General features: G+C 60.5%; 12 protein-coding genes. 5 read left to right on the forward strand and 7 right to left on the reverse strand.

Annotated features, from left to right (window positions below; genetic code table 11):
- Positions 1 to 49: 49 nt before the first annotated feature.
- The 4 genes from AACY11_RS16425 to tkt form a co-directional block, all read right to left on the reverse strand.
- On the reverse strand, positions 50 to 271 hold the full coding sequence (locus AACY11_RS16425) for a hypothetical protein (protein ID WP_339495298.1): 222 nt from the start codon (positions 269 to 271) through the stop codon (positions 50 to 52).
- A gap of 34 nt (positions 272 to 305) precedes the next feature.
- On the reverse strand, positions 306 to 1,469 hold the full coding sequence (locus AACY11_RS16430) for a phosphoglycerate kinase (RefSeq protein ID WP_221732335.1): 1,164 nt from the start codon (positions 1,467 to 1,469) through the stop codon (positions 306 to 308).
- A 12-nt stretch (positions 1,470 to 1,481) separates the two neighbouring features.
- On the reverse strand, positions 1,482 to 2,534 hold the full coding sequence (epd, locus tag AACY11_RS16435) for an erythrose-4-phosphate dehydrogenase (RefSeq protein ID WP_339430301.1): 1,053 nt from the start codon (positions 2,532 to 2,534) through the stop codon (positions 1,482 to 1,484).
- A 149-nt stretch (positions 2,535 to 2,683) separates the two neighbouring features.
- Positions 2,684 to 4,681, reverse strand: coding sequence for a transketolase (gene tkt, locus AACY11_RS16440; RefSeq protein WP_339495300.1), 1,998 nt, complete (start codon positions 4,679 to 4,681; stop codon positions 2,684 to 2,686).
- A 259-nt stretch (positions 4,682 to 4,940) separates the two neighbouring features.
- On the opposite strand from tkt, the gene AACY11_RS16445 reads away from it, so the two are divergent.
- From AACY11_RS16445 to AACY11_RS16460, 4 genes are all read left to right on the forward strand, one after another.
- Positions 4,941 to 5,936: an ArsR/SmtB family transcription factor gene (locus AACY11_RS16445; RefSeq protein ID WP_339430303.1), complete on the forward strand. Its 996-nt coding sequence runs from the start codon at positions 4,941 to 4,943 to the stop codon at positions 5,934 to 5,936.
- Between the two features lie 18 nt (positions 5,937 to 5,954).
- The gene (metK, locus tag AACY11_RS16450) at positions 5,955 to 7,145 is read left to right on the forward strand and encodes a methionine adenosyltransferase (protein WP_339430304.1); all 1,191 of its coding nucleotides are present in this window, start codon (positions 5,955 to 5,957) and stop codon (positions 7,143 to 7,145) included.
- A 232-nt stretch (positions 7,146 to 7,377) separates the two neighbouring features.
- On the forward strand, positions 7,378 to 9,054 hold the full coding sequence (ligB, locus tag AACY11_RS16455; RefSeq protein WP_339495302.1) for an NAD-dependent DNA ligase LigB: 1,677 nt from the start codon (positions 7,378 to 7,380) through the stop codon (positions 9,052 to 9,054).
- 97 nt (positions 9,055 to 9,151) lie between these two features.
- Positions 9,152 to 9,547: a DUF1090 domain-containing protein gene (locus AACY11_RS16460; RefSeq protein ID WP_339430306.1), complete on the forward strand. Its 396-nt coding sequence runs from the start codon at positions 9,152 to 9,154 to the stop codon at positions 9,545 to 9,547.
- A gap of 62 nt (positions 9,548 to 9,609) precedes the next feature.
- Here the strand turns inward: AACY11_RS16460 and AACY11_RS16465 are convergent, their stop codons facing one another.
- Positions 9,610 to 10,059: a c-type cytochrome gene (locus AACY11_RS16465; RefSeq protein WP_339464488.1), complete on the reverse strand. Its 450-nt coding sequence runs from the start codon at positions 10,057 to 10,059 to the stop codon at positions 9,610 to 9,612.
- 128 nt (positions 10,060 to 10,187) lie between these two features.
- Between AACY11_RS16465 and mltA the strand changes: the two genes are divergently transcribed.
- Complete coding sequence (gene mltA / locus AACY11_RS16470; protein WP_339430308.1) at positions 10,188 to 11,372, forward strand: murein transglycosylase A; 1,185 nt, start codon at positions 10,188 to 10,190, stop codon at positions 11,370 to 11,372.
- Positions 11,373 to 11,470: 98 nt separating this feature from the next.
- Here mltA and AACY11_RS16475 read toward each other — a convergent pair whose 3' ends face one another.
- Together AACY11_RS16475 and AACY11_RS16480 are read right to left on the reverse strand one after the other, a co-directional pair.
- Positions 11,471 to 11,854: an MAPEG family protein gene (locus AACY11_RS16475; protein ID WP_339430309.1), complete on the reverse strand. Its 384-nt coding sequence runs from the start codon at positions 11,852 to 11,854 to the stop codon at positions 11,471 to 11,473.
- A gap of 38 nt (positions 11,855 to 11,892) precedes the next feature.
- The gene (locus tag AACY11_RS16480; RefSeq protein WP_339464489.1) at positions 11,893 to 12,726 is read right to left on the reverse strand and encodes an EamA family transporter; all 834 of its coding nucleotides are present in this window, start codon (positions 12,724 to 12,726) and stop codon (positions 11,893 to 11,895) included.
- Positions 12,727 to 12,776: the final 50 nt, after the last annotated feature.

The raw sequence follows: 12,776 nt of genomic DNA on the forward strand, positions 1-12,776 counted from the left end.
CTCGACCGGCAGCGCACGCCGCCAGCCCTGAGTTAAAGAGTCAGACCCGTCAAGGACAACCATGTTCCTTGGCCGGGGTTTGCGTCTCGTATTTCTCCAGACCGTCCGGCCCCGAGCGCTTGTTCAGCACCGGGTTGGTTTCGGCCTGCCAGTCGGTCTGATAACAGCCCTTGTTCAACTCGCTGGGTGCCGGTGTCGCTTCGGCCTTCGGGTTGCTCCCGCAGGCCGCCAGCGTACCGGTCAGCAGCAACAGTGCTAACGACTTGACCATGTGACCACTCCTTTGCCTGGCCAAACGGGCGGCCTCAGGCCTTGGCCCGGGTTTCCAGGACTTCAACGGCCGGCAGCACTTTGCCCTCGACGAATTCGAGGAACGCGCCACCACCGGTGGAAATGTAGGAGATTTGCTCAGCCACGCCATATTTATCGATGGCGGCCAGGGTGTCGCCACCGCCCGCAATGGAGAACGCAGCGCTGTCAGCGATGGCCTGGGCCAGCACTTTGGTGCCGTTGCCGAATTGGTCGAACTCAAACACGCCGACCGGGCCGTTCCACAGAATGGTTTTCGACGATTTCAGCAGTTCGGCGAAGTTCGCGGCGGTCTGTGGGCCGATGTCCAGAATCATGTCGTCGGCAGCGACGTCAGCGATCAGTTTGACGGTCGCCTCAGCGCTTTCAGCGAATTCCTTGGCGCACACAACATCGACCGGCAGCGGCACGCTGACCTTGGCGGCGATGGCGCGAGCGGTGTCCAGCAAGTCCGGCTCGTACAGCGACTTGCCAACCGGGTGACCGGCAGCGGCGAGGAAGGTGTTGGCGATGCCGCCACCGACGATCAGTTGATCGCAGATCTGGCTCAGGCTGTTCAACACGTCGAGCTTGGTCGACACCTTGGAGCCGGCAACGATGGCCGCCATTGGCTTGGCCGGAGCGCCCAGGGCTTTGCCCAGTGCATCCAGTTCAGCGGCCAGCAACGGGCCAGCGGCGGCGACTTTGGCGAACTTGGCCACGCCGTGGGTCGAGCCCTCGGCGCGGTGCGCGGTGCCGAAGGCGTCCATCACGAACACATCGCACAGGGCGGCGTACTGCTGGGCCAGTTCGTCAGCGTTCTTTTTCTCGCCCTTGTTGAAGCGCACGTTTTCGAACAGCACGATGTCGCCAGCCTTGACGTCAACGCCGCCCAGGTAATCAGCCACCAGCGGCACTTCACGGCCCAGCGCCTTGCTCAGGTAGTCAGCGACTGGCTTGAGGCTGTTCTCGGCGGAGAATTCGCCTTCGGTCGGACGGCCAAGGTGCGAGCACACCATGACGGCGGCACCTTTTTCCAGGGCCAGCTTGATGGTCGGCAGCGAAGCCAGGATACGCGCGTCGCTGGTGACGACACCGTCCTTGACTGGGACGTTGAGGTCTTCGCGGATCAATACGCGCTTACCTTGCAGATCGAGGTCGGACATCTTCAACACGGTCATGGGTCGCACTTCCTACGGTTTTTTTGAAGTTGCTGTTTGCAGATAGTGTTCTGCAACGTCCAGCATTCGGTTGGCAAAACCCCATTCGTTATCGAACCAGGCCAGGATGTTCACAAGCTTTGGGCCTGAGACACGGGTCTGGCTGGCATCGACGATGGCCGAATGTGGGTCATGATTGAAATCACAGCTTGCGTGGGGAAGCTCGGTGTAAGCCAACAGGCCTTTGAGCGGGCCGCTGGTGGCGGCTTCACGCAAGATCCGGTTGACTTCATTGGCGTCGGTCGCGGTGGTGGTCTGCATCGTGATGTCGAGGCAGGAGACGTTGACCGTCGGCACGCGTACGGCTTTGGCCTGAATTCGCCCGGCAAGTTCCGGCAGCAGACGCTCGATACCGCGCGCCAGACCGGTGGACACCGGGATCACCGACTGGAACGCCGAACGGGTGCGGCGCAGGTCTTCGTGGTGATAGGCGTCGATCACTGGCTGATCGTTCATCGCCGAGTGAATGGTGGTGATCGACACGTAATCCAGACCAATGGCCTTGTCCAGCAGACGCAACAGCGGCACGCCGCAGTTGGTGGTGCAGGAGGCATTGGACACCAGCAGTTCGTCGCCGGTCAGGCAATCCTGATTGACGCCGTAGACGATGGTGGCGTCGACATCCGCCTCGCTGGCCATTGGCTGCGAGAACAACACGCGTGGCGCGCCGGCGTCGAGGAAACGCTGGCCGTCTTCACGGGTGTTGTAAGCGCCGGAGCATTCAAGCACCAGATCGACGCCCAGGGACGCCCAATCGATGCCTTCGGGAGTGGCACTGCGCAGGACCTTCACGCAGTCGCCATTAATATGCAGACAATCGCCCTCAACCCGCACTTCGCCGGGAAACCGGCCATGAGTGGAGTCAAAGCGTGTCAGGTATTCAATGCTGGCCATGTCAGCCAGATCGTTGATTGCGACAATTTCAAACCCGGCTTTTTCGCCTCGCTCAAACAACGCACGCAAGACGCAACGACCAATCCGGCCGTAGCCGTTGAGTGCAACTTTGTAAGGACGCGGTTGAGGCATGGGGTTCTCGATTACCGTTTGAATCCGTTATTGCAGTGGCGTCTGAACCACCGCTTTCGCGAGCAAGCCCGCTCCCACATTGGAATGTAATTTCCTGTGGGAGCGGGCTTGTTCGCGAAGGCGTCAGTCCGGACGACGCGACTTCTGGATCAGTCTTCCAGCAGTTCTTCAGCCTGACCCAGGATGTTTTCCAGGGTGAAGCCGAACTCTTCGAACAGTGCTGGCGCAGGCGCCGACTCACCGTAAGTGGTCATGCCGATCACGCGACCTTCCAGCCCCACGTACTTGAACCAGAAGTCGGCGTGAGCCGCTTCGATCGCAATACGCGCGCCAACCTGCAACGGCAGGACGGCTTGCTTGTAGCCAGCATCCTGAGCATCGAACACGCTGGTGCAAGGCATGGAAACCACGCGCACCTTGCGGCCCTGCCCGGTCAGTTTGTCGAAGGCTTGAACAGCCAGGCCGACTTCCGAACCGGTCGCAATCAGAATCAGCTCCGGCTCGCCTGCGCAGTCCTTCAGCACGTAGCCACCGCGGCTGATATCGGCGATCTGGCCAGCATCACGGGTTTGGTGCTGCAGGTTCTGACGCGAGAAAATCAGCGCCGACGGGCCGTCCTTGCGCTCCAGAGCGTTTTTCCAGGCCACAGCCGATTCAACGGCATCGGCTGGACGCCAGGTGTCGAGGTTCGGCGTGGTACGCAGGCTGGTCAGTTGCTCGATCGGCTGGTGCGTCGGGCCGTCTTCGCCCAGACCGATGGAGTCGTGGGTGTAGACGTGGATCACGCGCTGCTTCATCAGAGCGGACATGCGCACGGCATTGCGAGCGTATTCCATGAACATCAGGAAGGTCGCGCCGTAAGGCACCAGGCCGCCGTGCAGGGTGACGCCGTTCATGATGGCGGTCATGCCGAATTCGCGCACACCGTAGTACATGTAGTTGCCGCTGGCATCTTCAGCGCTGACGCCTTTGCAACCTTTCCACAGGGTCAGGTTGGAACCGGCCAGGTCGGCCGAACCGCCAAGCAGTTCCGGCAGCAGCGGGCCGAACGCGTTCAGGGTGTTCTGACTGGCTTTACGGCTGGCGATGGTTTCGCCTTTGGCAGCGACTTCAGCGATATAGGCCGAGGCTTTCTCCGAGAAGTCAGCCGGCAGTTCACCGCTCAGACGACGGATCAGCTCGTTGGCTTCAGCCGGGAACGCGGCGGAGTAGGCAGCGAAACGCTGATCCCACTCGGCTTCAACGGCACGGCCAGCTTCTTTGGCATCCCACTCGGCATAGATGTCGGCCGGGATTTCGAACGGGCCGTGGTTCCAGTTCAGTGCCTGGCGGGTCAGAGCGATTTCCGCGTCACCTAGTGGGGCGCCGTGGCAGTCTTCTTTGCCCTGTTTGTTTGGCGAGCCGAAGCCGATGGTGGTCTTGCAGCAGATCAGGGTCGGCTGCGCGCTCTTGCGCGCGGTGTCGATGGCAGTCTTGATCTCTTCCGGGTCGTGACCGTCAACGTTGCGGATCACTTGCCAGTTGTAGGCTTCGAAACGCTTCGGGGTGTCATCGGTGAACCAGCCTTCGACTTCGCCGTCGATGGAGATGCCGTTGTCATCGTAGAAAGCGATCAGCTTGCCCAGACCCAGAGTACCGGCCAGGGAAGCGACTTCGTGGGAAATGCCTTCCATCATGCAGCCATCACCCAGGAAAACGTAGGCGTGGTGGTCAACGATGTTGTGGCTCGGACGGTTGAACTGCGCCGCCAGGACTTTTTCTGCCAGCGCGAAACCCACCGCGTTGGCCAGACCCTGACCCAGCGGGCCGGTGGTGGTTTCAACGCCCGGGGTATAACCGAACTCCGGGTGACCCGGGGTGCGGCTGTGCAGTTGACGGAATTGCTTGAGGTCGTCGATCGACAGGTCGTAACCGGTCAGGTGCAGCAACGAGTAGATCAACATCGAGCCGTGGCCGTTGGACAGCACGAAGCGGTCACGGTCAGCGAACGATGGATTGCTCGGGTTGTGCTTGAGGTAGTCGCGCCAAAGTACTTCGGCGATATCTGCCATACCCATAGGGGCACCGGGATGGCCGCTGTTGGCTTTTTGCACGGCATCCATGCTGAGGGCACGAATGGCGTTGGCACGCTCACGACGGCTAGGCATCGCTGATCTCCTGGGTGTGAATAGATTGAAACGGAAAAAAGGAGGGCATTTTCCCTCACCGGAGCGCCTCGGGGCAATGACAGATAGTCATCCGGAGGCGTTTTTCCCATGGTTAGCGGCCGATTGTGCGGGTGAAACCTTTCCGCTGCTGGTTTGTAGAGTTAACCCTTCAGCGAGAAGTGCCATCTATCGTGCAATATCAAAACTTTTTGATATTGCCCTTGCAGTGCTTTGTGCCCATCAATAGACTGCCTGCCCTATGAACTTACACGCGCCTTCCATTCGACATGATGATTGCGACGAGCTGGCAGCCCTGTGCAAGGCCGGCGGCGATCCGCTGCGGCTGAATGTATTGCGCGCGCTGGCCAACGATTCGTTCGGTGTACTGGAACTGGCGCAAATCTTCGGTATCGGTCAGTCGGGCATGAGCCATCACCTTAAAGTGCTGGCCCAGGCCGATCTGGTGGCGACCCGCCGCGAAGGCAACGCGATCTTTTATCGCCGCGCCCTGCCCCACACCGAACTGCTCGGCGGCAAACTGCACGCGGCATTGTTAGAAGAAGTCGACAATCTGACCCTGCCCGCCGATGTTTTGGCGCGCATCGCTCAGGTTCACGGACAACGTGCGGCGGCCAGCCAGGACTTTTTCGCCCGGGTGGCGGAGAAATTCCGCGCCCAGCAAGACTTGATTGCAGGCCTGCCGCAGTACCGCGACAGCGTGCTGGCCCTGCTCGACAAACTGAACTTCAATGGTGCTGCCACGGCCATTGAAGTCGGACCCGGCGATGGTGCTTTTCTGCCGGAACTGGCCAGCCGCTTCAGCACCGTCACCGCGCTGGACAACAGCCCGGCGATGCTCGAACTGGCGCGTCAGGTATGCGTTCGCGAAGAACTGGCTAACGTCAGCCTGCAATTGGCCGATGCATTGAACAGCTCCAGCCTTCAGGCCGATTGCGTAGTGCTGAACATGGTCTTGCACCATTTCGCCGCGCCGGCCGAAGCGCTCAAGCACATGGCCAACCTGCTGCAACCGGGCGGTAGCTTGCTCGTAACAGAGTTATGTAGCCACAACCAGAGTTGGGCCAGGGAGGCCTGCGGTGATCTGTGGTTGGGGTTTGAACAGGATGATTTGGCCCGTTGGGCCACCGCTGCGGGACTCGTTCCCGGGGAAAGCCTCTATATAGGCTTACGTAATGGTTTCCAGATCCAGGTTCGCCACTTTCAGCGACCGGCTGGCGACACTCACCATCGGTAAATTCAGGAAAACATCGAGATGAGCGAATACTCCCTCTTCACCTCCGAGTCCGTGTCTGAAGGACATCCGGACAAAATCGCCGACCAGATTTCCGATGCGGTGCTGGACGCCATTATTGCCCAGGACAAACACGCACGCGTTGCGGTGGAAACCCTGGTCAAGACCGGCGTGGCCATCGTAGCCGGTGAAGTGACCACCAGCGCCTGGGTCGACCTGGAGCAGATCGTTCGTGACGTGATCTGCGACATCGGCTACACCAGTTCCGAAGTCGGCTTCGACGGCGCCACTTGTGGCGTGATGAACATCATCGGCAAGCAATCCCCGGACATCAACCAGGGTGTTGACCGCGCCAAGCCTGAAGATCAGGGCGCCGGCGACCAAGGCCTGATGTTCGGCTACGCCAGCAACGAAACCGACGTTTTGATGCCAGCGCCGATCACCTTCTCGCACCAACTGGTGCAGCGTCAGGCCGAAGCCCGTAAATCGGGTCTGCTGCCTTGGCTGCGTCCAGACGCCAAGTCGCAAGTCACTTGCCGTTACGAAGGCGGCAAGGTTGTCGGTATCGAGGCGGTTGTCCTGTCGACCCAGCACAACCCTGAAGTGTCGTACAAAGACCTGCGCGAAGGCGTAATGGAGCTGATCGTCAAGCACGTACTGCCTGCCGAACTGCTGAGCAAAGACACCCAGTTCCACATCAACCCGACCGGCCAGTTCATCATTGGCGGCCCGGTAGGTGACTGCGGCCTGACCGGTCGCAAGATCATCGTCGACAGCTACGGCGGCATGGCCCGTCACGGCGGCGGCGCGTTCTCCGGCAAAGATCCTTCGAAGGTTGACCGTTCGGCGGCTTACGCTGGCCGTTATGTTGCCAAGAACATCGTCGCTGCCGGCCTGGCCGAGCGTTGCGAGATCCAGGTGTCCTACGCCATTGGTGTGGCTCAGCCGACGTCGATCTCGCTGAACACCTTCGGCACCGGCAAGATCAGCGATGACAAGATCATCAAACTGGTGCGTGAAGTGTTCGACCTGCGTCCATACGCGATCACCACCATGCTGGACCTGCTGCACCCGATGTACCAGGAAACCGCAGCGTACGGCCACTTCGGTCGCACGCCGCAAACCAAGACGGTTGGCGAAGACACCTTCACCACCTTCACCTGGGAAAAAACCGACCGCGCCGACACCCTGCGTTCTGCTGCCGGCCTGTAATTCCCTGGCGGCATGAAAAGCCCCGCACGGTTCGCGCCGTGCGGGGCTTTTTCTTGCCCCAAATGCGAGGCTGAATTCAACCGATACACCTGCACAAGCGGGCTTGCCCGCGAAGACACCCGAACAGGCGACATCAATTCCCGATCAGAAACACCCCGCAAAACACCCCACACACCCAATCTGGAATCCTCGCCTAGCCTTCAAGCACTCCCCTTGAGCAAGGACGCTCACGATGTTTGCCACACTGCGCCTGTTGATGACTTTTCTGCTGACGCTCCACAGCTTCAACGCCCAAGCCGAATGCCCGAACTGGCCTCCGGCCCAAGCCCAACGCGAAATCACTACCCTGCAAAACCAGATCGACCAATGGGACGACGCCTATCACCGCCAAGGCCGCTCATTGATTGCCGACGAACTCTACGACCAATCGCGCTGGCGGCTAAGCGATTGGCGCCAGTGCTTCAACTTGCCATTGACTGCCGCGCCTTTGCGCACAGCCTCTGGCACAGTGGCGCACCCCGTCGCCCATACCGGCCTGGACAAACTTCATAAAGCCGAAGCCGTTGAGGCCTGGCTTCGGGATCGCAAGGATGTCTGGGTACAGCCCAAGGTCGATGGCGTTGCAGTGACGCTGATGTATCGCGGCGGACATTTGCAACAGGCGATCAGTCGGGGAGACGGCATCAGCGGGCAGGACTGGACCGCATCGGCGCGCAAGATCGGCGCCATTCCCCAACAACTCAAGCAACCGCTGGATTTGCTCGTGCAAGGCGAACTCTATTGGCGACTGAGCGAGCATGTGCAAGCACGCGCCGGCAGCGTCAACGCCCGCGCAATCGTCGCCGGACTGATGGGCCGCAAAGCCCTGAGTTCGGAGCAAGCCGCCGGGATCGGACTGTTCGTCTGGGACTGGCCGCAAGGGCCTTTGGATCTGGCCGAACGAACATCCACCCTGGCGACATTGGGTTTCGCCTCGACCGAGCGATACAGCCATCCCGTCGCCCACCTCGCAGACGCGCAGAAGTGGCGCGATCACTGGTACCGCTCGCCCCTGCCGTTTGCCACCGATGGCGTCGTTCTGCGCCAAAGCCAGCGGCCGTCCGCCGAGCGCTGGCAGGCGCGTGCACCCTACTGGGCCATCGCCTGGAAGTATCCGTTCGCTCAGGCGTTGGCCGACGTGCGCAAGGTCAATTTCAAAATCGGCCGCACCGGGCGCATCACCCCCGTACTCGAATTGACACCCGTCATGCTCGACGACCGGGAGATCAAACGGGTCAGCGCCAGCTCTCTGAAACGCTGGCAGGAACTGGACATTCGCCCCGGCGATCAGGTGGCAATCAGTCTCGCCGGGCTGACGATTCCGCGCCTCGACCGTGTTGTGCTGCGCACGACCGAACGCGCAGACATTTACATCCCCGACTCCAGCGAATTTCACGCACTCAGCTGTTGGCAACCGACAGCGGGCTGCGAAACCCAGTTTCTCGCTCGCCTGACGTGGCTCAGTGGCAAACAGGGGCTGGCCATGTCGCAGGTCGGCCGGGGCACTTGGGAGAAACTTCTGGAAACAGGCCGTCTGAACAACCTGCTGGATTGGTTGACCCTCGACGAGCCAGAGCTTGCTAACATTGCCGGCTTTGGCGAACGCAGCAGCGTGCGCCTGATGGACAGTTTTCGCAGTGCACGGCAACAACCGTTTGCACGATGGCTCAAAGCGCTGGGCTTACCGCCCACCGGCCAGGCACAACTGGCTGACTCATGGCAGGCGCTGGCACAACGCGACACCGCACAATGGCAGGCAGAGCCCGGCATCGGCCCCGGTCGCGCAGCGCAGTTGAGCGCATTCTTCCGCGAACCGCAGGTGCAGGCACTGAGCGAAACCTTACACGCCGCCGGAATCGACGGTTTCTGAACATGCAAACCCGGCGCGCCGGGAACCCAACGGCCACCGAGGCGCTCCAACAGCGCAGTGCCCAACCGACCCGATTGCCCTTGCACATGGAGCTCTTATGAAATTTCTTGCACCGCTCGCCCTGCTCACCCTCTGCGGTGTGATGGCCGCCCCCGTGATGGCCGCTGAAGACGCTCCAGGCCTGACCGGCTGCGCAGCCAAGAAGCAAGGCATCATGAACCAGATCGAGCAGGCCAAGTCGCGCGGCAATGCCGATCAGCAGACAGGGCTGGAAACGGCGCTGCGCGAAGTCACCGAACATTGCACCGACGCCGGCCTGAAGAAAGAGCGCGAAAACAAGGTGCTCGATGCCAAACACGACGTCAGCAAGCGCCAGGCGGATCTGGACAAAGCCATGAAGAAAGGCGATCCCGAGAAGATCAACAAACGCAAAGACAAACTGGCCGAGGCGCGCAAGGCATTGCAGGAAGCGCTGGACGAAATCGATAAATAAGAAGCCGGCAAGCTGCCTGACGTCATCGCGAGCATGCCCGCGATGACGTCAGGCTACAAAGATCAATGATCCCGAAACTTTTTATGGCAAGCGCTGCAGGCATCTTCAACTTTCTGTACCGCAGGCCCCAGGTTACTGGCCTTGTAGGGCTGAACCTGGCTGGCGATCACCAGCTCACCGGTCGCCGCTTCAAGGGTACGGGCCATTTCCTGAAAACGGGCCTGGTTCTGCCAGACATCGTCCTTGGCGCTGGTGTGATCTTCTTCGCGAACTTGCGGGAAATGCTTCCAGGGCTCATGGGACAACGCATCGAGCTTGACGGCACCTTCGGCGAACTTCGGTCCGTCGAACGGAACGCGCCCACGCAACATGCCGCCCAGGTTTTCACTGGTCTTGAGCATTTGTTTGAAGATCGCTTTGCGTTGACCCAGCGGGGAATTCGGATCGACACCGCCACAGGCGGACAAGGTCAGACAGGCCAGCAATACAACAGAAATTCTTTTAAGAGTCATGGTGGCTTCAGGTCACGGAATTCGGCGGCCAGTATCCTCGCCTCACCGACAAACACCAATAGCCCTATTAAAAATACGGATTGCTTGAGCGCATGGAGCTCTCGGGCAGCCAGCACAGGAATCACTCCATGAACAGCCGTTTAAAAGCCTGGCGTCACCCGCTGATCGCAACGCTTGCGCTGCTGGCAATGCTGGCTGGTTGTACCGGCGGCGACGACGCCAAACCGAAAACCCACGCCTTGGCCACTTACTCCAGCGCAACGTGGGAAGCATTGCCGGCCGTGTCCGACAGCGATCTGGTGGCCGGTTTCGGTTCGTGGCGCAGCGCTTGCACCCGACTCAAGGCAGATCCGGTCTGGGGCGCCACCTGCGCAGCGGCGACCAATGTTTCGCAGAGCGCCAAGGAGATCCGCGCGTTCCTCAAGCAGAACCTCGACGTGTTCGGCTTGCGCGCCGAGAACGACAACCCCAACGGCTTGATCACCGGTTACTACGAACCGGTCTACCCCGGCAGCCTGACGCCAACCGAAACGGCCAATGTGCCGGTGTACGGCGTACCGGAGGACATGATCATCGTCTCCCTCGACAGCATTTATCCTGAGCTCAAGGGCAAGCGTCTGCGCGGTCGCCTCGAAGGCCGGGTGCTCAAGCCGTATGACGATGCCGCAACCATCGAATCCAAAGGTGTGAAAGCACCCGTGGTGGCTTACCTCACCGACCCGATGAATCTGCAATTCCTGCAGATCCAGGGTTCCGGGCGGATACAGACGGCGGACGGCAAACAACTGCGTATCGCCTACGCCGACCAGAACGGTCACCCGTACCGACCAATCGGCCGCTGGCTGGTCGAGCAAGGCGAGTTGAAGAAAGAAGACGTCACCATGGGTGCGATCAGCAACTGGGCCAAGGCCAACCCTTCGCGCATCCCGGAACTGCTGGCCAGCAACCCGAGCTACGTGTTCTTCACGCGCAACCCGGACAGCAATGAAGGCCCGCGCGGGTCGTTGAACGTGCCACTGACGGCCGGTTATAGCGCGGCGGTAGATCGCAAGGTCATTCCGTTGGGCAGCCTGTTGTGGCTGTCGACCACCCGTCCGGACGGCACGGCTTTGGTGCGGCCAGTGGCGGCGCAGGATACCGGCGGCGCGATTGCCGGCGAAGTTCGTGCAGATCTGTTCTGGGGCACTGGCGATGCAGCCGGGCAACTGGCCGGGGACATGAAGCAGCAGGGGCAGATCTGGATGCTCTGGCCCAAAGGTGTCGCGTTGCCACAAGTGCCGCAGGTGGCAGACACAGCCAAAAACAAACCTTAGGTTACTCGCGCTTTCGCGAGCAAGCCCGCTCCCACAGTTGGAATACATCCCCGTGGGTGCGGGCCTGCTCGCGAAGAGCCAGTAGCCACACCCCAGAATCAGATCGACACAAAGAAGAACGAAGCAATCAATCCCATCCCGACAAACCACACCAGCGACCGCAAAATCGCCCAGTCCGCCAGATAGCAGATGATGTAAAGCAGGCGACTGGTGATAAACAGCACCGCCAGCACATTGACCGTCACCAACTGCGCCGTGCCCACCAGATGCGCAACGATCACCGCCGCCGCAAACGCCGGCATCACCTCAAAGCTGTTCATCTGCGCCGCATGCGCCCGCCGGGCTACGCCACCGACGCTGTCGAGAAAATCCCGGGGATCATGATTGTCGCTCAGCCTGAAACCGCCCGAGACCTTGGCCACAATCGTGCACACATACGGCAAAAAGATCGCAATCAACACACACCATAAAGCCACCGTCATAACGCCATCCTTTTTCGAGTGATAGGGTTTGCGGGCGGTCAGAACTTCATGACCAGCATGCCGATCAGCACCAGCCCACAGGCTAAGAGCCGCGGCCGACCGAAAGGTTCTTTCAGATAACGCATGCCGAACAGCACCACCAGGATCACGCTGATCTCGCGCAACGCCGCTGCCTCGGCAATCGAGCCCAATTGCATCGCCCACAGCACCAGAGCGTAGCTGAACAACACGCAGAACCCGACCGCCAGCCCCAACTTCCATTGCTCACGCCAGAACTGTATGAACGCCGAGCGCTTGGAGGCCCACGCCAGCAAGGGAAATGGCCAGGCGCTGAGCAGCGTGACCCAGACCAGGTAATCCAGCGGATGCGACCAGCGCCGCAACGCTTGACCATCGATGTAGGTGTAGCAACCAATGCACAGGCCGATAAGCGCCACCACGGGCAGCATCGACCACGGTAAATGTTTACCGCCGCCGCCCTGCCACAGCAGGCATGCCATCCCGAACGGAATCAGCATGATGCCGAATATCTGCTGAGTGCTGAGTTCCTCACCGGCAAAGATCAGCGTCAGCGCCAGCACCACCAGCGGCGACAAACCACGCATCAGCGGATAGACCAGCCCGAGGTCGCCGACCCGATACGCCTGAATCAGCAGATAGCGATACAGCAGTTCAAAAGCTGCCGAAGCCAGAATCCACGGCCAGATGTCTGCGGGAGGCAAGCTCACAAAGGGCAACGCGACAGCGACAAACAACAGCGCCACGCTGTCCATGCACGCCACCACCAGCAGCCGCTCGGCGCTGAATTTGATCAGGGTATTCCACGCCGCATGCAGCAGCGCCGCTATCAACACCAGAGCCGTCGCCAGCACACCCCACTCCTTTTTTGTGGTTGACCCTGCACCCGTCAGTCAGGTTATGG

This window comes from Pseudomonas sp. RA_105y_Pfl2_P56, from assembly GCF_963970845.1.
GTDB classification, from domain to species: Bacteria; Pseudomonadota; Gammaproteobacteria; order Pseudomonadales; family Pseudomonadaceae; genus Aquipseudomonas; species Aquipseudomonas baetica_A.